Consider the following 20065-nt stretch of genomic DNA (forward strand, 5'->3'; position numbering starts at 1 on the left):
TGGCGTGTTTATACACTAACCCCGAAATCCCGCAGCGCATCATTCAGCGACGTTTTCAAGTCCGTGCTCGGCTTGCGCTGGCCGATGATGAGGGCGCAGGGCACCTGGTACTCACCCGCCGGGAATTGCTTGGGAATAGTGCCCGGAATGACCACCGAGCGCGGCGGCACGTAACCACGGTATTCCTTGGGCTCGGGGCCGGTGACGTCGATTATTTTGGTGCTGCCGGTGATGGTGACACCCGCGCCAATCACGGCTTCTTTGCCGATGCGGCAGCCTTCGACCAGAATGCAGCGCGAACCGATGAACGCGCCGTCCTCGATGATGACGGGGGCGGCCTGCACGGGCTCCAGCACGCCGCCCAGGCCCACGCCGCCGCTCAGGTGCACGCCTTTGCCCACCTGGGCGCAGCTGCCCACGGTGGCCCAGGTGTCCACCATCGTGCCCTCGCCCACGTAGGCGCCGATGTTCGTATAGCTGGGCATCAGGATGACGCCGGGGGCCAGGAACGCACCGTAGCGGGCCACGGCGGGCGGCACCACGCGCACCTGCTGGCCGGCGTAGTCGGTTTTAAGCCGCATTTTGTCGTGAAACTCGAAGGGGCCGACTTCCTGGGTGCTCATCTGGCGGATGGGGAAGTAGAGAATCACGGCCTTTTTCACCCACTCATTAATGGTCCATTCGCCGCCGTCTTCGGTGGGCGGGGTGGCCACGCGCAGGCGGCCTTTATCGAGCTCTTCGATGACGTGCTCGATGGCAGCTTTGGTTTCGGAAGTTTGGAGCAGGGCGCGGTCGGCCCAGGCGGCTTCGATTTGGGTTTGCAGGTCGGACATTGGAGGAGGCAAAATAAGTATTGGTTAAGCGGCCAGACAATAAAAGAGCCGCTTGGAAGCTGCAAAACTAGCATCTTTGGCCCGTGCCTGGCTCCCAACCATCTCCTTTTGTCATTCTGTTGGCCTCCGTTTTGAAGCCCGTAGACGATACCCGCATGCGGGGCAAGTTTGCTGAAACGCTGCTTGAGCGACCAACCACTCAGGTTCATGTAGCTGGCCGCGGCCCCGTGGGCACCGAAACTGGAATGGCCGACGAGTTTTTTGGCGTGTATCGGCATCGCATTTTTGATGGCTTCCGCACGAGTCTTGACCGGCTGGCGGCGCAGGCCCGCTACTGGCGCTTGCTACAAAGACTGCATCCTACGGTCGTCGTCGTGCACGCCCCGGAGCTGCTCCCGCTCACGCTGCTCTGGCAGGCGCTGGGCCGGGGCCGCAAATTCCTCTACGACATCCGCGAAAACTACGCGCTCAACGTGCGTACGCAGCGCGTGTACCAGGGCTTCACGCGACGCGGGCTGGCGGCCGGCTTGCGCTGGGTAGAGGCACGCGCGGCGCGGCGGGCGGCCGGAGTTATCCTGGCCGAAGCCAGCTACGCCGCCGAACTGCCATTTTTGAGTCAGTTGCCAGCTAATCGGGTGGTGATACTCGAAAACAAGTACCAGCCCCAACCGGGCGAGGTTTTGCGCCAGCAACCACTGGCGCTGCCGCCGCGCAACGAGCCGCTACGCCTGTTGTATTCCGGTACCATTTCGGAGCTAAACGGGATATGGGACGCGATTGCCCTGGCCGAGCAGCTGCGCGCCGCGTGGCCCGGCGGGGTGCGGCTCACCATCATCGGCTTTTGCCAGCAGCCCGGGCTGCTGCGGCAGCTGGAGGAAAATGCGGCTCAAAACTCCGGCTGGCTCACGCTTATTGGCGGGGCTGAAATGGTACCTCATGCCCGCATCGTGGCCGAAATCGATAATAGCCACCTCGGGCTGTTGGCCTACCAACCGCACCCGAGCACGGAGCGCTGCCGGCCCACCAAGCTGTTCGAGTACCTGGCCCACGGGCTGCCGGTGCTGGCATCGCCCAATCCGCTGTGGCTGGAATTGTTGAATGCCCACGGTGCGGGCCTGCCAGTCAACTTCGGGCAGCCCATCGATGGAGCCGCCCTTGTGGCCCGCCTGCAAGCCCACTCGTTCTATCCCCACGGCATTCCGGCCGACGTGCGGTGGGCCGGCGAAGGCAAAAAATTGTGGCATTTGCTGGATTCTGTGATTTAACCTGCCACCTTTGCGCCCCAATTTGCTCGCAGCACGTAGGTAAGTCACCGTTGTTAACGCTGCTTTGCCGTCGGTCTTCTCTCCCTTCAGCCCCTCATTTCCCCTCCCACCATTCATGGCAACTTTACGTCACTCATTCATTGCCGGGGTCGGCCACTACGTGCCAAGCCGCGTGGTTAAAAACGCCGAGCTGGAGCCAATGATGAATACTTCCGACGCCTGGATTCAGGAGCGCACCGGCATTAAGGAACGCCGCTGGTTCGAGGAAGGCACCGATACTACCGCCAATATGGGTGCCAATGCCGCCCGCAAGGCCTTGGAAATGGCCGGCGTTGAAGCCAACGACGTGCAGCTGATTGTCTTCGCCACGCTCTCGCCCGATTATTTCTTCCCCGGCTCGGGTGTGCTGATGCAGCGCGAGCTGGGCATGACCAACAACTGCCCCGCGCTCGACGTGCGCAACCAGTGCTCCGGCTTTGTGTACGCCCTTTCGGTGGCCGACCAGTTTATCCGGACCGGCATGTACGACACGGTGCTGGTGGTGGGCTCCGAAATCCATTCCTCCGGCCTCGACAAATCGCCCGAAGGCCGGGGCGTAGCCGTTATTTTCGGCGATGGGGCCGGGGCCATGGTGCTGCGGCCAAGCACCTCCGACAACCAGCTGATTATGAGCACGCACCTGCACGCGCAGGGCGAATTTGCCGAGGAGCTCATCGTGAAAGAGCCCAGCTCGAACCGCAACAACCGCGTGGAGTACATTGTGGCCAACCAAGCCGAGCTTTATCCCTACATGAACGGCCAGAACGTGTTTAAGCACGCCGTGGTACGCTTCCCGCAGGTCATCAAGGAGGCGCTGGACCAGAATGGCATGCAGGCTTCGGACATCGACATGCTCATCCCGCATCAGGCCAACCTGCGCATCACCCAGTACGTGCAGCAGAAAATGGGCCTCAGCGATGACAAGGTGTTCAGCAACATCCAGCGCTACGGCAATACCACCGCCGCCTCGGTACCTCTGGCCTTCAGCGAAGCCGTGCAGGAAGGCAAAATCAAGCGCGGCGACCTGGTTTGCCTCGCCGCCTTTGGCTCGGGCTTCACCTGGGCCTCGGCACTGCTGAAGTTTTAAGTATTGAATTTTGACTGTTTGGGGGCCAGTGCGAAGCGTGCATTTCATTTTGAATGCAGCTTTGCACTGGCTTCACCATGCCAGCCCTGCCCCGAATGAGCGACTCCGCATCCAGCCTGCCACCCGTCAAACTTCCCAGCCACACCGAGGAAAATTACCTCAAAGCCATTTTCAAGCTGGCCGAGGCCGAGCCCGAGGCGTCGGGCGTGAGCACTAACCGCATCGCCGCGGCCCTGGCTACGCGCGCCGCTTCCGTGACGGACATGCTGCGCCGCCTGGCCGAAAAAGGCCTGTTGAATTACGAGAAATACCGCGGCGTGCAGCTCACCGCCGAGGGCCAGCGACTGGCCCTGCTCACCATTCGCAAGCACCGGCTGTGGGAGGTTTTCCTGGTGCAGCAGCTCGGCTTTAGCTGGGATGAGGTGCACGAGGTGGCCGAGGAGTTGGAGCACGTGCAGTCGCCGCTGCTGATGCGCCGGCTCGACGCCTTCCTGGGCCACCCCGCCCTCGACCCTCATGGCGACCCCATACCAGCCGAAAATGGGGCCATGCGCCGCCCTGCCCACCGCTTGCTGGCCGACTTGTGCGCGGGTGAGTCTGGCACGCTGACTGCCGTTAAAAATACCACCGCGCCCTTTCTCCAGTATCTCGACAAAGTGGGCCTGCAGCTCGGAGCTAAGGTTGAAGTACTGGATAAGGTAGCATTCGACAACTCCTTCGAGCTCAGAATAAACCGTGAGCGTACGGCTCTTATTTCAGCCGAAGTAAGCCGCAACCTGTTTGTAACGGCATGACCACCCTTTCCTCCGATACCATTGTTGCGTTGTCGACCCCGTCGGGCGCGGGCGCGCTGGCAGTCATCCGGCTTTCCGGGCCAGCGGCCGTAGCCATTACCGCCGCCGTGTTCTCCAAAAAGCGCTTCGCCGAAGCTGTCGGCAATACCCTGCACTACGGTACCCTGCGCGACCCCAGCGGCGGCGAAATCTTGGATGAAGTGGTGGTTGGCCTCTTCCGCGCCCCGCGCTCCTTCACCCGCGAAGACGTGGTCGAAATCAGCTGCCACGGCTCCGGTTATGTGGTGCGCCAGGTACTGGCCCTGCTCCTGCGCCACGGCGCGCGCCTGGCCGAGGCCGGCGAGTTCACCAAGCGCGCATTCCTGAGCGGAGCCATGGACCTGGCCCAGGCCGAAGCCGTGGCCGACCTTATCGCCGCCGACTCCGCCCTCAGCCACCGCGTTGCGCTGAACCAGCTGCGCGGCGGCTTCTCGCAGGAGCTGCGCGAGCTGCGTGCCCGCCTTGTCAAGTTTGCCGCGCTATTGGAGCTGGAGCTGGACTTTGGTGAAGAAGATGTCGAGTTTGCCGACCGCACCGGCCTGGCCGCGCTGCTGGCCGAAGTGCACGGCGTGGTACTGGGCCTGCTCCGCTCCTTTGAGTTGGGCAACGTCATCAAAAATGGCATTACCACCGTCATCGCCGGCCGGCCCAACGCGGGCAAGTCCACTCTACTCAACGCTTTGCTGCGCGAAGAGCGCGCCATTGTCTCGGCCATTCCCGGCACTACCCGCGACTTTATCGAAGATGAAGTGGGCATCGACGGCCTGCGCTTCCGCTTCGTGGACACGGCTGGCCTGCGCGACGATACCGCCGATGAGGTCGAAGCCATTGGGGTGGCCCGCACCCGGGAGCGCGTGCGCCAGGCGGCGCTGTTGCTCTACTTATTCGATGTGACTGAGTTGACTCCCGCTGAAGTACGGGCTGAAATTCAGGCCTTAACTACCGGCCTCAGCCTTTCCGTACTAGCCGTCGGTAACAAAACCGACCTGGCATCGGCCGAGGCGCTGGCTGCTTTTGAGGCCGGGTTTCGGGCCAGCCAGCCCGAAAATGAACCGCCAGTTCCGCTGCTGCTACTGGCCGCCGCTCAAAATCAGGGCATCGAAACCCTGCAGACTGCGCTGGTTGAGCAGGTGCGGGGCTCGGCACTGGAAAACAATGCTTCTGCTACCATCGTGACCAATGTGCGCCATGCCCGCGCCCTCGAAATCGCGGCTACTCATCTGGCCGCCGTCCAGGCGGGGCTCGAAACCGGCCGGGGTACTGAGCTGCTGGCCGCGGACCTGCGCCATGCCCTGGCGGCGCTGGGCGAAATTACCGGCGAAATTTCGTCCGAAGATTTGCTAACCAGCATTTTCACTCAGTTTTGCATCGGCAAGTAGCAGGTGCTGTGAACGGCTGGTAAGGCACCACCGCAGAATTTTCGCCACGGTTGGCCGCTCTGAAAAAAACAGCCGTTTAGGGGGTTTATGGAAACCTCCCGCGCCCTTTACGTGTAAAGCTTGCAGTCACCGGAGCCGAAAAAATTTCCCGGCTTACGACCTGTGGCGTAGTTTCGCACTCTAAATCCCCCTTACCCCTCCCGCCCATGGCAGAAACTGCTGAACTCATCCTCGACGGCAAGTCCATCACCTTGCCCGTCATCGAAGGTACCGAACACGAAAAAGCATTCGACATTGGCAAGTTGCGCGACCAGACCGGCTACGTTACCCTCGATTCGGGCTACAAGAACACCGGTGCCACCAAAAGCGCCATTACTTTCCTTGATGGCGAAGAGGGCATCTTGCGCTACCGCGGCTATCCCATCGAGCAGCTGGCTGAGAAATCGAGCTTCCTGGAAGTCGCCTACCTGCTGATTTACGGTATTTTGCCGACTCAGGCCGAGCTCGACCACTTCAGTGGCCAGATTACCCAGCACACGCTGGTGCACGAGGACATGCGCAAGATTTTCGATGGTTTTCCATCGGCTACGCACCCCATGGCCATCCTGTCATCGCTCATCTGCGCGCTCACCGGCTTCTACCCGCAGAGCGTATCGCCCGACCTCAGCCCCGAGGAGATGGAGCTCAACATCATTCGCCTGCTGGCGAAGATGCCGACCATCGCGGCCTGGACCTACAAGAACAACATGGGCCATCCGTTGAACTACCCGCGCAACGACATGGACTATTGCGCCAACTTCCTCTACATGATGTTCAGCTTCCCTACCGAGAAGTATGAAATCAACCCTGTCGTAGTAAGGGCCCTCAACAAACTGCTCATCCTGCACGCCGACCACGAGCAGAACTGCTCGACCAGCACGGTGCGTCTTGTAGGCTCGGCCAACGCCAGCCTCTACGGCTCGGTTTCGGCTGGTATCAACGCCCTTTGGGGCCCGTTGCACGGCGGTGCCAACCAGGAAGTTATCGAAATGCTGGAATCCATCGAAAAAGATGGCGGTGATACCAGCAAGTTTATCAACAAAGCCAAGGACAAGAACGACCCGTTCCGGCTCATGGGCTTTGGCCACCGCGTATACAAAAACTTTGACCCACGCGCCAAAATCATCAAGGTAGCCGCCGACGAGGTACTTCAGGCCCTCGGCATGCAGGACAGCCCCTTGTTGAAAATTGCGCAGGAGCTCGAACAGGCCGCTCTAACCGACCAGTACTTCATCGAGCGCAAGCTGTACCCGAACGTGGACTTCTACTCGGGTATCATTTACAAAGCCCTGGGCATTCCTACCGAGATGTTCACGGTGATGTTTGCGCTGGGCCGCCTGCCCGGCTGGATTGCTCAATGGAAGGAAATGCGCGAGAACAAGGAGCCCATCGGCCGCCCCCGTCAGATTTATACCGGCGAGTTGGAGCGTAACTACGCGTCCATTGAGGCCCGCTAGGTTAATCCATATTATGACAAACAAAAAGCCCGCTCTGCAAAGCGGGCTTTTTCGTGTTCAGTTGGCACGGGCTCCTCCCCTATTTCAGGCGGTGTGCGGTGAAGCTGGTGCGCAGGTTTTGGTACGCCACCAGCTGCTGGGGTTGAAGCAGCTGGCTCAGCTCAGTCTCGTACCGTTGCTGAGCAGTGGCAAGCTGTGTGTCACGCTCTTCGGCGCTGGCCCCGTTGAGAATGATTTCCAAGTCGCGGCGCTCGGTCAGCATCTGCAGGTGCAGCTGCTTAACGGCGAGGTACTGGGCCTCGTTGAAAGGGATGTGCTGGGCCAGAGCCCGGGTAAGGGTCGTGGCGCGGCTCATCATAGCCGATGAGTAAGCGCCTTCGCCGGGCCCGGCCATAGCAGCTGGTGCAATAATAACACCCGCGGCGATGCAAGTTGCCAGAAACAAGTTTTTCATGGAATTGGGGGGTGAAGGTGATAAGTTGCGTTAAGCGGCCAGAACTCGAGTGTTTGACCAATCCAAACGTAGGCAAAAAAATCATTTGAACGAAAAATATTTTTTTTGTCACTTTTTTCACCTCATCATTGCCCTAGTACTATATAATCAGCTCATATTCGGCTAGTTGAATTTTACAGAAAAAGTAAGTAGTTAATCAAAAAAAAAGTCAGCCATAAGGCGAACCATATATTTCTACCGGGGGAATCCAATTATATTTACACTTACTTAAAGCCTTACTTTAAGTGAAATAGGTTCTGGGTCGGTACTCGACAGCCAACATGCCTTCACATCATAACCACATCCAAGTGCTCCAATGAAGGCTATAAAGCTTAAAACGATTGCCTGTTGACACCTGATTCAACCAAAACCGGCGGCTAATACCGGCAAAAGCCGTTATCAGCCGCCGGAGCGTGCCTTCTTGTTAATGCCGCAATTGCGGCTAGCCCTTACAGAATATGAAGCTCGATACGCCGGTTGAGTTGCCGATGAGCCTCGGTATCGTTGGCGGCTAGCGGGTGCGTTTCGCCGTAGCCACGCGAACGCAGGCGAGTGGGCGAAATGGCGTGAGCCGACAGATATTCGACTACTGACTGGGCCCGACGCTGCGAGAGTATCGAGTTGGTTTCTGGTGAGCCCACGTTATCGGTGTAGCCGGATACCTCAATCTGGACGTCGCGGTACTGGCGCAGAAACTCGATAAGCCGGTTCAGCTCCGTACGCGACTGCGGCTTGAGGTCAAATTTATTGGTATCGAAGAACAGGTTGTTCAGCACCACGCTACGGCCCGAACGCACGGGCTCCAAATAAATGTCCAGGGCGGTGGGGTTAAAGGCGTGCTGATTGCTGTAATCAAAGCTGAGGCTTTTGAGCAGGTACTTATTGGCGGCCGCGTACATGGCGTAATGGTGGCCTTCATTCAGCACCACGGTGTAATCGCCGTATTCGGGGTCAGAAGTCACAAACTGCGTAAGCACGTCGGTGTCGAGGTCGTAGAGCTTCACCTCGGCCTTGAGCGGCTTTTTGGTGTTGGCATCGAACACCCGGCCCTGCGTGTAGGTACTAGTTTCGCGGGCCTTTACGGGCGGTGGTACGGCAAAGCTAAACAGCTCGACCGGCCGCTCGCGAGCCAACCGGTAGCCACCAGTTGGCTCTTCGGTGGCCCGGCTGCGCGAGCAAAATCCCTTGAGGTTGTCGGAAGTAATAAACAGAGAAGCCTCGTTCTCGAACGTATTTAGCGGATAGCCCAGGTTGGTGGGGGAAGTCCAGGTACCGGCAGCCGTTTTTTCGCAGCGAAATACATCCAGCCCTCCCATGCCCACGAGGCCATCGGTTACATAATACAAAGTGGTACCGCTGGCGTGGATGAACGGAGCCATGTCCTTGCCCGGCGTGTTCACGGGCGTACCCACGTTTTGGGCGGGGCTCCAGTTGCCGTCGGGCTGCAGCGTGCTCATATAAATATCTTCCTGACCCTGGCCACCGCGGCGCGTGGAGGTGAAATAGAGCGTGCGGCCATCGGCCGAAAGCGACGGCTGCGAGTCCCATTCCGTGGAGTTCACGTTCAGGCCCAGGTTTACGGGAGCACTCCAGTTGTTGCCGGTGCGCCGCGAGATGTACAAATCGCAGTTGCCGATGGCCTTGGGTCGGTCACAGGAGGCGAACACCAATGTCTTGCCATCGCCTGAAATCGAGCCGGCCCCCTCGTTATAGCTGGAATTAATAGCCGGAGAAATGGGCTGGGGCTCGCCCATACTGCCGTCTTTGTTTTGGCGGCTCACATACAGGTCTTCGCCGCTGCTGGCGGCCGGGCGACCCGTGAACAGCAGAAAGCGGTTATCCGCCGTGAGGTCGGGAAAGTACTGGAACTTGAACGCATTGAGAGGCGCGGGTAGCGGCACCGGGGCCTCACCAACGGGGTGCTTCAGCGCTTCAAGGGCAAATTCGCAGGTGAGGAGCTGGCGCTGCGACTTGGCCAAATTCTTCTGCGTCTTCGGAGCCACCTTCATTAGTTGGCGGTAGGCATCGAGCGCCGTCTGGTATTCCCCGTAGCTAAGGGCTAAGTCACCAACCAATTGGTATTCAGAGGCATGGATTCCTTCAACGGACACTTTGGCCAAGCCATCGCGGTAAGCCGCCAGCGCCCCCCGATTGTCGCCCATGGCCTTCAGCAACGAGCCCTTCAGCAGAAAGCCATCGCCAAAGGATGGGAACTTCTGGTTGAGCTGCGTGAGCACCGCCACTGCTTTTACAAAGTCGCGCTCCTTAACGTGTTGCTGGGCTTTTTCCAACAGGCTGCGCGCCTTGGTGTTCCCGGGCGTCTGCACTTTGGGCGGGAGCTGGCTCCAGGCTGTTTGGGCCGTGGCCACACTCAGCAGGCACATCATTCCGAGGCGCACGGCCCCCAACACTGAATCGCGACGCATAGAATGAACTACGGAATGTCTAAGTATTTATGAGTCTGCAACGATACCTGCCAGCGCGGGTGCGCTTTCACGTAATCGACCAGTTCAGCGGTCATCTGTGCCGCCCGGCTCCACTCGGGCTGCAGATACAGGCGGGTGGTGGCGGGCACCAGGGCCGCATGCTCTTCGGCCCAGGCAAAATCGTGCCGGTTATACACCACCACTTTCAATTCGTGGGCCGCCGCGAGCACATTGGCCAACGGTGCCTTAAATTTCTTCGGCGACAGGCAAATCCAATCCCAGGAACCGGAAAGCGGGTGCGCGCCTGAAGTTTCGAGCCAAGTGCGGCAGCCTGCCTCCCGTAGCGCCGCCGTGAGCAGTTCCAGATTATGCATGAGGGGCTCGCCGCCGGTAATCACCACATCGCGCCCAGGGTATTTGAGCACGGCGGCCACCAGTTGCGCCACGGATTGGCGGGGGTGGGCATCGGCGTCCCACGACTCCTTAACATCGCACCACACGCAGCCCACGTCGCAGCCGCCCAGCCGGATAAAATAGGCCGCCCGCCCAGTGTTGTAGCCTTCACCTTGAATGGTGTAAAACTGCTCCATAACGGGCAGCATCGCGCCCGATACCGGCGCGGCCACTTCACCAAAAGGTGCAATAATTTCAGAAGAATGTAACGTCACGAGTACTAATAAAAAAGGCGTCAGGAAGCGAAGCATCCATAACGCCGGCAACAAGGCAAGGTGTTCCCAGTGCCGGACTTAAAAGTACAGCACTGGGACAGCTTAACCAAATATTCCAAAAAATCAGTTCACCGGGCGAGGGTAGATTTTACCAGTGGCCGCCCGCAGCGTATTGAGCAGAAGCATGGCAATGGTCATCGGCCCGACACCACCGGGTACCGGCGTGATGGCTGAGGCCAGTGGGGCTACCTCGGCAAAATTCACATCGCCCTTGAGGGTATAGCCGCTCTTCTTTGAGGCGTCGGGCACGCGGGTGGTGCCCACGTCGATGACTACCGCGCCGGGCCGCACCATGTCGGCTGTCACGAACTCGGGCCGGCCGATGGCGGCCACCACGATATCAGCCGTCCGGCAGATTTCAGCCAGGTTCTCGGTGCGCGAATGGCATAAAGTAACCGTGCAGTTGGCCGTATCTAAATTCTTAGCCAACAGTATACTAACTGGTGTACCAACAATGTTGGAACGGCCAATTACCACGGCGTGTTTGCCACTGGTTTTAATGCCTTGACGGCTTAGTAATTCCACAATGCCCGACGGCGTGGCGGGTAGCAAAGCGGGCAGGCCGGCTACCATTCGGCCGATGTTCATGGGATGGAAACCGTCGACATCCTTCTCGGGCCGGATGGCCTCGATGACCTTCTCGGGGTCGATGTGCTTGGGTAAAGGCAACTGCACAATGAAGCCGTCTATTTCAGGGTCGCGGTTCAGGTCGTCGACTTGGGTTAGCAGTTCGGCTTCGGTTATATCGTCTTCGAACCGCAGTAGCGTCGAGGCAAAGCCCACGCGCTCGCAGGCCAGCACTTTGTTGCGCACGTAGGTTTCCGAGCCACCGTCGTGGCCCACGAGGATGGCGGCAAGGTGGGGCACCCTCTGCCCAGCGGCTTGCAGGGCGGCTACTTCGAGGGCAATTTCGGCCTTGATATCTTCGGCGGTCTGCTTGCCGTCGATGAGGTTGTTGGTGGTTTGCACGGGGGACGTCGTCATCGGTAAGTCATCCTGAGTACAGCGAAGGACCTTTTCACGCCTTGAGCCGTAGTGATTCAAATCTGATGAAGGCAACCGTGACAAGATGCTTCCTTCGTCAGCACGACCATAAAAAAAGCGGCCCGAAAGCCGCCTTTTTACAAATCAATCAATTTTAAGCACTGCCAGGAAGGCTTCCTGCGGTATTTCGACGGAGCCCACGGAACGCATCCGCTTCTTACCCTCCTTCTGTTTTTCCAGCAGTTTGCGCTTCCGGCTGATGTCGCCGCCGTAGCACTTGGCAATTACGTTTTTGCGCAGCGCCTTCACCGTTTCGCGGGCGATAATTTTCTGTCCAATCGAAGCCTGAATAGCGATATCGAACATCTGACGGGGCAGCAGCTCGCGCAGCTTCTCGCAGAGGCGCTTGCCCCACTCGTAGCTTTTGGAGCGGTGCACGATGGCCGACAGGGCATCGACTTTTTCACCGTTCAGCATCACGTCGAGCTTCACCATATCAGCCTCACGGAATCCAATCAGCTCATAGTCGAGCGAAGCATAGCCGCGGCTGATGGTTTTCAGCTTATCAAAGAAATCGAATACAATTTCGGACAGGGGCAATTCGAAAGTCATTTCCACCCGCTCGGATGTGAGGTAGGACTGGCCCTTAATGATGCCGCGCTTGTCCATACACAGCGTAATGATGGGGCCGACGTACTCCGAAGCCGTGATAATCTGAGCCTTGATAAACGGCTCTTCAATCACCTTAATCAGGTTGGGCTCCGGCATTTCCGACGGCGCGTTGATGGTCAGCAGCTGGTCCTTGGTGCCGATGGCGTGGAACTGCACGCTGGGCACGGTGGTAATAACCGTCATGTTGAACTCGCGCTCGAGGCGCTCCTGCACGATTTCCATGTGCAGCATGCCCAGAAAACCGCAACGGAAGCCGAAACCCAAGGCCACCGACGTTTCGGGTTCCCATACCAGCGAGGCGTCGTTGAGCTGCAGCTTTTCCATGCTGGAGCGCAGCTCCTCGTACTCGGTGGTTTCGACGGGATAGATGCCGGCGAATACCATCGGTTTTACATCGGCAAAGCCCTGAATGGCGTCTGCGGTAGGCCGGTTGACGTGGGTAATGGTGTCTCCCACCTTCACCTCGCGCGCTTCCTTGATGCCCGAGATGAGGTAGCCCACGTTGCCGGCGCTCATTTCGGTGCGCGGCTCCTGGGCCAAGCCCAGAATGCCGATTTCGTCGGCCCCGTATTCCTTGCCAGTGGCCATAAACTTCACCTTGTCGCCCTTGCGCATGGTGCCGTTTTTGATGCGAAACAGAACTTCGATGCCGCGGTAGGAATTGAAGACGGAATCAAAAATCAGGGCTTGCAACGGGGCCTCCGGGTCACCTTTCGGGGCCGGAATACGGTCGCAGATGGCATTAAGAATGGCTTCGATGCCGATGCCGGTTTTGCCGGATGCGTGCAGAATATCGTCGGGCTCGCAACCAATCAGGTCCACGATTTCGTCGGTCACCTCCTCCGGCATGGCGTGCGGGAGGTCGATTTTATTGAGCACGGGGATGATTTCCAAATCGGCCCCGATGGCGAGGTAGAGATTAGAAATGGTCTGGGCTTCGATGCCCTGCGAGGCATCGACGATGAGCAGGGCACCTTCGCAGGCCGCGATGCTGCGGCTCACCTCATAGCTAAAATCGACGTGGCCGGGCGTGTCAATCAGGTTCAGCGTGTAGATTTCCCCTTTGTAGGGGTACTGCATCTGAATGGCGTGGCTCTTGATGGTGATGCCACGCTCCCGCTCAAGGTCCATGTTGTCGAGCAACTGGGCCTGCATGTCGCGCTTGGCCACGGTGCTGGTAAATTCGAGCAGGCGGTCGGCCAGGGTGCTTTTCCCGTGGTCGATGTGGGCAATGATGCAAAAGTTGCGGATATTCTTCACAGAGGGCGGTTTTTCAGAAGGCGAAGGTACGAACCACGAGGCGCAAAAGCCAGCCGGAGGCCGGCTGCCAAGCCCGGCAGTATGCTGGGGCATCTGCGTCTAAGTGCTTAGTTTTACCGGTTGCCCTGATTATTTACCTGCCCTGCGCCTATGAACCCGGAAACTTCTACGTTATCATCCCCGACAGCCGACGCCGAAAAAAACAAGTTTATCATTTCAGCGCTCAATAGCACAGGGCTTTACGTGCTAGCCTATTACCTGGTGTGGGGCCTGTACGAGGCAGCGAAAGTGCTGGCTTCGCGCTACTTTCATCTGCGGGGCAGCTGGAACCCGAGCCGGGTAGTTTATACGCTCAACGACAGCGAATGGTGGCGCACGGCCGTGGTAACGGTGTATGGAGTGGGGCCGCTGGTGTGCCTGTTGCTGAGCTTGGTGGTGTTTCGCTGGTATTGGCGGAGCGAGCGGGCCCGGCGCGGGCAGCGCAAACTGTTACTACTATGGGTGATTTTTCAGGCGTGCAATGCCGTATTCGGAGCACTGCTGGCCGATACGTTTACGCAATCGGGCTCGTGGTACGTATTCGATTGGCTACTGCGCATGGGCAACGCAGTGAATATTGGCTTGGCCCTGTTGGCCGGGCTGGTGCAACTGGGCCTGGGCTACTTCGGGGCCATCGCCTTCTTGCAGGCCCATGACTCTAAAACGGTGATGCGCTACGATAATCGCCAAAAAATGGTGTTCAGTACACTGGTTGCACCTTGGGTGGCCGGCAGCCTGTTCATCATGCTCCTAAAACAGCCCTATCTGACGATTCAGGAAGCACTGCACCTAGCCATGATGGGGCTTTTGATAACTCCCATGGCCCTGGGCTGCCTGAACGAAGTGTTTTCCGATACCGTTAAACGGCCGCAGGCTACCCGAATTGCCTGGGGGCTGATTGGGCTGGCCGTTGTGCTGGCCGTGGTTTGGCGGCTGGCTCTGAGCCCACCGGTGACCTTTGGCTAGCAATCATCAAAGGGGGGGAAACATACGGCATGTCGGGCATTTTTTCCCTGCCGCCACGACAATTCTGGTACCGGGTGGTCCGTGTCGACCATTCCGACTTTGCGGCGGTCGCTGCCGGACCCTGATAATATTCTCGCAAAATGGTCCTCTATTGTCGCAATTGCGCCCTCCCAGCCAACCACAAGGGCTAAAAAGCAGTTTACCGCGTGCGGTATGCTCTTTTCGCCTGCCTACTTTCACCCCTTTTCACCAACCTTACCAACACCTTTATTATGGGAATCACCCTCAAACAAGCTCAAACGGCGGTGCAGGCCGCTCACGAAAAAGCCCTGGCCATGGGCGTAAAAATGAACATTGCGGTGGTTGATGCCGGAGCCAACCTAGTGGCTTTTATTCGCATGGATGATGCTTGGCTGGGTTCGCTCGACATCTCCATCAAGAAGGCCAAAACGGCGCGCTTTTTCGACATGCCCACCGGGGCCATTGGCGGGGTGTCGCAGCCGGGCGGCCCGCTCTTCGGCATTGAGCACTCTAACGGTGGCCTCATCAGCTTCCCCGGAGGCATCCCCATTAAGGGCGATGGCGGCCTGGTGATGGGTGCTATTGGCGTGTCAGGCAGCACGGTAGAAGACGACCACGCCGTGGCCGAAGCCGGCCAGCTGGCCATCGAAGGCAAGCGGTAGTTGAAGCCGCCTTCCCCTACCTCGAACGCCGTGCTTGAGCTTGCTTAGCATGGCGTTTTTTTTCATCTTACCCCCAGCATCATGGCTAGCAACAGAGGTGTCGTATATCTAGGGCCCGGCAAAGTCGAGGTTCAAAGCATTGATTTTCCCGAGTTAAAAAACCCTAAGGGGAGAAAAATTACCCATGGCGTAATTCTGAAAGTGGTTTCCACCAACATCTGTGGCTCCGACCAGCACATGGTACGCGGCCGGACCACGGCCCCGGCCGGGCTGGTGTTGGGGCACGAAATAACCGGCGAAGTGGTAGAGGCGGGCGACGATGTCGAGTTCTTAAAAAAAGGCGATTTGGTTTCGGTGCCGTTTAACGTGGCGTGCGGCCGCTGCCGTACCTGCAAGGAGATGAAAACCGGCATCTGCCTCACCGTGAACGAAGGCCGCGCCGGCGGGGCTTATGGCTATGTCGACATGGGTGGTTGGGTTGGGGGCCAGGCCGAATACGTGCTGGTGCCCTACGCCGATTTCAACCTGCTGAAATTTCCGAATAAGGACCAGGCCATGGAGAAAATCCGCGACCTGACCATGCTGAGCGACATTTTCCCCACCGGTTTCCACGGGGCCGTAAAAGCCGGTGTCGGCCCTGGCACTACGGTGTACGTGGCCGGAGCCGGCCCGGTAGGTTTGGCCGCCGCTGCTTCGGCCCAGTTGCTGGGCGCGGCCGTGGTGATTGTGGGCGACATGAACAAGGCCCGCTTGGCGCACGCCCGTTCCTTTGGCTGCGAGACGGTTGACCTGAATGAAGATGCCAACCTGGCCGACCAGATTGCCCAGATTTTAGGCGTGCCGGAAGTCGATTGCGCCATCGACTGCGTGGGCTTTGAGGCGAGCGGCCACGGCACCCAGGCAAAAACCGAAGTGCCCGCCGCCGTGCTAAATTCGCTAATGGAAATTGCTCGTGCAGGTGGCTCTATTGGCATTCCCGGCCTGTACGTTACGGCCGACCCCGGTGCCGAGGACAAAGCCGCTAAAACGGGCAACCTGTCCATTCGTTTCGGCTTGGGCTGGGCCAAGAGCCACTCCTTCCACACTGGCCAGACCCCGGTGATGAGCTATAACCGCCAGCTTATGCAGGCCATTCTGTACGACAAGGTGCAGATTGCCAAAGCCGTGAATGTGGAAATCATCAGCCTCGACGATGCCCCCAAAGGCTACGCCGAATTCGATAGCGGTGTGGCGAAGAAGTTTGTGATTAACCCCCACAACCTTATTCCCAACGTAAAGCTCAATGCTAAAGCAGTGGCCACTGCTTAGGCTATAGACAAATCAATTTTGTCGTTTTTTGAAACGCCCCGGCCACCCCGCCGGGGCGTTTTCCGTACCTTTGTGTACGTTTTTCACGCTTACTAACGGCGGGCTGAAGCCCTCCCTATTATATGCACCCCGCTCCCACCGCGCCCTACAAACCGAAGAATCACGTTCGCATCGTCACCGCCGCCGCTTTGTTCGACGGGCACGACGCGGCTATTAACATCATGCGCCGCATCATTCAGAGCAGCGGCGCGGAGGTAATTCACCTCGGGCACAACCGCTCGGCGCAGGAAATCGTGGATTGCGCCATTCAGGAAGACGCCCAGGCCATTGCCATTACCAGCTACCAGGGAGGGCACAATGAGTATTTCAAATACATCTTCGACCTGCTGAAGGAGCGCGGCGCGGGGCACATCAAAATCTTCGGCGGCGGCGGCGGCGTGATTCTGCCGACTGAGATTGCGGACCTGCAGGGCTACGGCATCACCCGCATCTACTCGCCCGACGATGGCCGGGCCATGGGTCTGCAGGGTATGATTAACGACCTGCTGGAAAAGGCTGACTTTCCCACCGGCCAGAACCTAAACGGCGAGGCGGGCCACGTAAAGGAGAAGGATGCGCGCAGCATTGGCCGCTTGATTTCAGCGGCGGAGAACTTCCCCGAGGAGTTTGAGCGGGTGAAAGGCCAGTTGGTTTCGGATTTTCAGCTGGAGGAGAAAAGCCAGAACCAAGCACTAAGCGCCAAGCATCAGGCACCAATTTTAGGCATTACCGGTACGGGCGGCGCGGGTAAGTCGTCCTTGGTGGATGAGTTAGTGCGGCGGTTTCTGATGGACTTCCCCGACAAGACCATTGCCATTATTTCCGTGGACCCCAGCAAGCGCAAGACGGGCGGCGCGCTGCTCGGCGACCGGATTCGGATGAATGCCATCAACTCGCCGCGGGTGTACATGCGCAGCCTGGCTACGCGCCAGAGCAACCTGGCGCTAAGCCGCTACGTGCAGGACGCGGTGGATGTGGTGCGCGCCGCCAATTACGACCTGATTATTCTGGAAACCTCCGGCATCGGGCAGTCCGACACGGAAATCATTGAGCACTCCGACGCCAGCCTGTACGTGATGACGCCGGAGTACGGCGCGGCTACGCAGTTGGAGAAAATCGATATGCTCGATTTTGCCGATGTAATTGCGCTGAACAAGTTTGACAAGCGCGGGGCCCTAGACGCGCTGCGCGACGTGCGCAAGCAGTACCAGCGCAACCACGGCCTCTGGGACACGCCTACGGACCAGATGCCGGTATTTGGCACGATTGCCTCGCAGTTCAACGACCCCGGCATGAACCGGCTGTACCGCGCGGTGCTGAAGATGCTGGAAACCAAGACCGGGGCCATTTTCGCCTCGCACCTAGAAACCAGCGGCGAGGACTCGGAGAAGATTTACATTATCCCGCCGCACCGCACGCGCTACCTCTCGGAGATTGCCGAAAGCAACCGCGCCTACGACCAGCGCGTGCGCGAGCAGGCCAATATTGCCGAGGTGGCCGGGGCTTTCGCCAAGCTGGAAGAGCACTACCGCGCCGAGAAAAAAGCCGACGACCCCACGGTGGAGGAGTTCGGCAAGAACAAGCAGACGCAGCTGCGCCGCCTCGATGCCGACAGCCAGGCCATTCTGGAAAACTGGGAAAGCACCCTGCAAAACTACCGCGACCCGGAATACGTGTACTCGGTACGCGGCAAGGAAATTCGGGTGCAGACGCACACCAAGTCGCTATCGGGCAACATGATTCCGAAGGTATCGGTGCCGCGCTACACGGGCTGGGGCGACCGGCTGCGCTGGGCCATGCAGGAGAATTTCCCTGGCGAATTCCCGTACACGGCGGGCGTGTTTCCGTTCAAGCGCGAGGGCGAGGACCCGACCCGCATGTTTGCCGGCGAAGGCGGGCCGGAGCGGACAAACAGACGTTTTCACTACGTGAGCATGGGCCTGCCAGCCAAGCGCCTGAGCACGGCCTTCGACTCGGTGACGCTGTATGGCGAGGACCCCGACCACCGGCCCGACATCTATGGCAAAATCGGCAACGCGGGCGTGAGCATCGCCTGCCTCGACGATGCCAAGAAGCTGTACTCGGGCTTCAACCTAGCCAACCCCAGCACGTCGGTTTCGATGACCATTAACGGCCCGGCAGCCACGCTGGCGGCGTTTTTCATGAACGCGGCCATCGACCAGCAGTGCGAGTTCTACATTCAGGAAAACGGTCTGGAAGCGGAAACGGATGCCAAAATTGACGCCATCTACGCGGCGCTGGGGCAGCCCCGCCCCCGTTACCAAGGCGAACTGCCGGCCGGCAACGACGGCCTAGGCCTGCGCCTGCTGGGCGTGACCGGCGACCAGGTGCTGCCCGCCGATGTGTACGCCACCATTAAAGCCCGCACGCTGACGCAGGTGCGCGGCACCGTGCAGGCCGACATTCTGAAGGAGGACCAAGCGCAGAACACCTGCATTTTCAGCACCGAATTTGCCCTGCGCCTGATGGGCGACGTGCAGCAGTACTTCATCACGGAGAAGGTGCGGAATTTCTACTCCGTCTCGATTTCGGGCTACCACATTGCCGAGGCCGGGGCCAACCCGATTACGCAGCTGGCCCTGACGCTGAGCAACGGCTTCACGTTCGTAGAATATTACGTGAGCCGGGGCATGAGCGTGAACGACTTCGCTCCGAACCTGAGCTTCTTCTTCTCCAACGGCATCGACCCGGAGTATGCCGTGATTGGGCGGGTGGCGCGCCGCATCTGGGCCAAGGCCATGAAGCTGAAGTACGGCGCCGACGCCCGCAGCCAGATGCTGAAGTACCACATCCAGACCTCGGGCCGCAGCCTGCACGCCCAGGAAATCGACTTCAACGACATCCGCACCACGTTGCAGGCGCTGTATGCCATCTACGACAACTGCAACTCGCTGCATACCAACGCCTACGACGAGGCCATCACTACCCCCACCGAGGAAAGCGTAAGGCGCGCCATGGCCATTCAGCTCATCATCAACCGCGAGCTGGGCCTGGCCAAAAACGAAAACCCGCTGCAAGGCTCTTTCATCATCGAGGAGCTGACCGAGCTGGTGGAAGAGGCGGTGCTGCTCGAATTCGACCGCATCACGGAGCGCGGCGGCGTGCTCGGGGCCATGGAAACCATGTACCAGCGCGGCAAAATCCAGGAGGAAAGCATGCACTACGAGATGCTGAAGCACACCGGCGAATATCCCATTATCGGGGTAAATACCTTCCTCTCGTCGAAGGGCTCGCCCACGGTGGTGCCGGCAGAGGTTATCCGCGCCACGGAGGAGGAAAAGCAGTACCAAATCGACATGCTAACCCTGCTGCACCAGCGCAACGCCGCCCAGGCCCCGGCGCGCCTCAAGCAGCTCCAGCAAATCGCCGTGGCCAACGGCAACCTGTTTGCCGAGCTGATGGAAACGGTGAAATACTGCTCGCTGGGCCAGATTACGAATGCGCTGTTTGAGGTCGGCGGGCAGTACCGGCGGAATATGTAGGAATTGATTCGTTATGACATACAAAAAAGGTA

At 59.0% G+C, this 20065-nt stretch carries 15 protein-coding genes; 9 read left to right on the plus strand and 6 right to left on the minus strand.

Annotated features, from left to right (window positions below):
• Positions 1–8 precede the first annotated feature (8 nt).
• Positions 9–833, minus strand: coding sequence for a 2,3,4,5-tetrahydropyridine-2,6-dicarboxylate N-succinyltransferase (locus tag ABIB44_RS02595; RefSeq protein ID WP_354583061.1), 825 nt, complete (start codon positions 831–833; stop codon positions 9–11).
• Between the two features lie 131 nt (positions 834–964).
• On the opposite strand from ABIB44_RS02595, the gene ABIB44_RS02600 reads away from it, so the two are divergent.
• From ABIB44_RS02600 to ABIB44_RS02620, 5 genes are all read left to right on the plus strand, one after another.
• Positions 965–2098 (plus strand): glycosyltransferase, encoded by a 1134-nt coding sequence (locus ABIB44_RS02600; RefSeq protein WP_354583062.1) that lies wholly within the window; start codon positions 965–967, stop codon positions 2096–2098.
• A gap of 115 nt (positions 2099–2213) precedes the next feature.
• Complete coding sequence (locus ABIB44_RS02605; RefSeq protein ID WP_354583063.1) at positions 2214–3224, plus strand: 3-oxoacyl-ACP synthase III family protein; 1011 nt, start codon at positions 2214–2216, stop codon at positions 3222–3224.
• A 95-nt stretch (positions 3225–3319) separates the two neighbouring features.
• Positions 3320–4018, plus strand: a complete 699-nt coding sequence (locus ABIB44_RS02610) for a metal-dependent transcriptional regulator (RefSeq protein ID WP_354583682.1) — start codon at positions 3320–3322, stop codon at positions 4016–4018.
• Positions 4015–5436, plus strand: a complete 1422-nt coding sequence (gene mnmE / locus ABIB44_RS02615) for a tRNA uridine-5-carboxymethylaminomethyl(34) synthesis GTPase MnmE (protein WP_354583064.1) — start codon at positions 4015–4017, stop codon at positions 5434–5436. Before ABIB44_RS02610 ends, mnmE begins: the two co-directional genes overlap by 4 nt.
• 206 nt (positions 5437–5642) lie before the next feature.
• Entirely contained in the window at positions 5643–6932 is a 1290-nt protein-coding gene (locus tag ABIB44_RS02620; RefSeq protein ID WP_354583065.1) for a citrate synthase, read from the plus strand.
• 79 nt (positions 6933–7011) lie between these two features.
• Here the strand turns inward: ABIB44_RS02620 and ABIB44_RS02625 are convergent, their stop codons facing one another.
• The 5 genes from ABIB44_RS02625 to lepA form a co-directional block, all read right to left on the minus strand.
• A complete protein-coding gene (locus tag ABIB44_RS02625; protein ID WP_354583066.1) occupies positions 7012–7386 on the minus strand; it encodes a hypothetical protein in 375 nt (124 codons plus the stop codon).
• Positions 7387–7874: 488 nt separating this feature from the next.
• Positions 7875–9851, minus strand: coding sequence for an OmpA family protein (locus tag ABIB44_RS02630; protein ID WP_354583067.1), 1977 nt, complete (start codon positions 9849–9851; stop codon positions 7875–7877).
• An 8-nt stretch (positions 9852–9859) separates the two neighbouring features.
• Positions 9860–10441 carry a 7-carboxy-7-deazaguanine synthase QueE gene (locus tag ABIB44_RS02635; protein ID WP_354583683.1) on the minus strand — a complete coding sequence of 194 codons (582 nt, stop codon included), beginning with the start codon at positions 10439–10441 and terminating at the stop codon, positions 9860–9862.
• Between the two features lie 201 nt (positions 10442–10642).
• Positions 10643–11563: a bifunctional methylenetetrahydrofolate dehydrogenase/methenyltetrahydrofolate cyclohydrolase FolD gene (gene folD / locus ABIB44_RS02640; protein WP_354583068.1), complete on the minus strand. Its 921-nt coding sequence runs from the start codon at positions 11561–11563 to the stop codon at positions 10643–10645.
• Positions 11564–11707: 144 nt separating this feature from the next.
• Entirely contained in the window at positions 11708–13495 is a 1788-nt protein-coding gene (gene lepA, locus ABIB44_RS02645; protein ID WP_354583069.1) for a translation elongation factor 4, read from the minus strand.
• Between the two features lie 243 nt (positions 13496–13738).
• Between lepA and ABIB44_RS02650 the strand changes: the two genes are divergently transcribed.
• The 4 genes from ABIB44_RS02650 to ABIB44_RS02665 all read left to right on the plus strand — a co-directional run bounded on the left by ABIB44_RS02650 (position 13739) and on the right by ABIB44_RS02665 (position 20033).
• Entirely contained in the window at positions 13739–14500 is a 762-nt protein-coding gene (locus ABIB44_RS02650; RefSeq protein ID WP_354583070.1) for a hypothetical protein, read from the plus strand.
• A 272-nt stretch (positions 14501–14772) separates the two neighbouring features.
• Positions 14773–15183 (plus strand): GlcG/HbpS family heme-binding protein, encoded by a 411-nt coding sequence (locus tag ABIB44_RS02655; RefSeq protein WP_354583071.1) that lies wholly within the window; start codon positions 14773–14775, stop codon positions 15181–15183.
• Positions 15184–15264: 81 nt separating this feature from the next.
• Positions 15265–16491, plus strand: a complete 1227-nt coding sequence (fdhA, locus tag ABIB44_RS02660) for a formaldehyde dehydrogenase, glutathione-independent (protein WP_354583072.1) — start codon at positions 15265–15267, stop codon at positions 16489–16491.
• Between the two features lie 122 nt (positions 16492–16613).
• The gene (locus ABIB44_RS02665) at positions 16614–20033 is read left to right on the plus strand and encodes a methylmalonyl-CoA mutase family protein (RefSeq protein WP_354583073.1); all 3420 of its coding nucleotides are present in this window, start codon (positions 16614–16616) and stop codon (positions 20031–20033) included.
• The last annotated feature ends 32 nt before the right edge of the window (positions 20034–20065 follow it).

The sequence above is a fragment of the Hymenobacter sp. UYCo722 genome, from assembly GCF_040547115.1.
Classification (GTDB): domain Bacteria; phylum Bacteroidota; class Bacteroidia; order Cytophagales; family Hymenobacteraceae; genus Hymenobacter.